A 1,040-nucleotide genomic window follows, 5' to 3' on the forward strand; every position below is an offset into this window, starting at 1 on the left:
TCTCAGACGAAGGCGGCTGTGCCAGAAATACGACGATCAGACCAAACCTGAAGCCGCTGCTCTGCGGACAACGGCACATGCGTGAAACCGCTTGACTGGGACGACCCCGTTACCGAAGTCTTGGCCGGCAGCTCTGGGCGATCGGGCCCGTCCGATGTCGCTGGCAGGCTGGCTAACCGGCCACGTCTTCTTTGGCAGCGGGCCGCTGACCGAAGGCCAGACGCTGGTCGGGATGCTGCCACCGACGTGTCCGCGCCGCTGCTGGTCCTGCTTGCCGGCGGCAATACGGCACTCGGTACCGTGCTGAACGCTGTGAACACCGCGCCCTCGCCCTTCATCATCCTGTTCCTGTGGATGACGGGGATTGAGTTGAAGATGCCGGTTCTGGCAGTGGTAAACGAGCTTGTTCTGATCGTGGTGGTGGCGACCGTGATCGGCGTCTGGTTGCGGACACGCTTTCTGGGCGGCGTATCATGTTCGACTTTGCTTTGCCTGCCGCCCGCTACCGCACGACGAACTGGAGATTGTAGAGCGTCAACCTCGTTGTCCGTCACGAGTTGCTGTTGATGCAGAAGACCCAGTTGGTCAACGCGCTTCGGCTCACCTCGCAGAACATCGGGTCATCGTGTCAGGAGGACGCCGATCTGTCGCCCCTTCATCAGAGCCCTTGGAAAACACGACGGCACTTCCCGATGCCGTGCGCAGGACGGGTGCTTTCATCTGGACAGGATCGCTCGAACCGCTGGCGAAATTGAGGTCATGGAAGAGCAGATCGATGCGCACGCACGGGAGCATGACGCTCACAGCCGGTCACCTGTTCAGACGGATCAACAAACCACCTGCGAAAAGGGGGGTATCCACGTTGCCTGATGGTGCAATTGCTCTTCAGGCTCCGCTGCGGCAGACGACAGCCATGGTGACCGAGAGTGTCAGATTTTCTGTGTATGAGTGATCTGGTCCATGCTTCTTCGACAGGAAGCATGCATGACGATCTCCAAGGAACTGCTGGACGAATTGCTGAAGGGCGTAGAGCGCCCTGA

The 1,040-nt window shown here is 59.7% G+C and carries 1 protein-coding gene; it reads left to right on the forward strand.

Annotation, left to right across the window (positions count from 1 at the left end):
• Positions 1–246: 246 nt before the first annotated feature.
• Complete coding sequence (locus OC184_RS20355; RefSeq protein ID WP_265508968.1) at positions 247–567, forward strand: hypothetical protein; 321 nt, start codon at positions 247–249, stop codon at positions 565–567.
• The last annotated feature ends 473 nt before the right edge of the window (positions 568–1,040 follow it).

The sequence above is a fragment of the Paracoccus rhizosphaerae genome (assembly GCF_026162645.1).
Classification (GTDB): Bacteria; Pseudomonadota; Alphaproteobacteria; order Rhodobacterales; family Rhodobacteraceae; genus Paracoccus; species Paracoccus rhizosphaerae.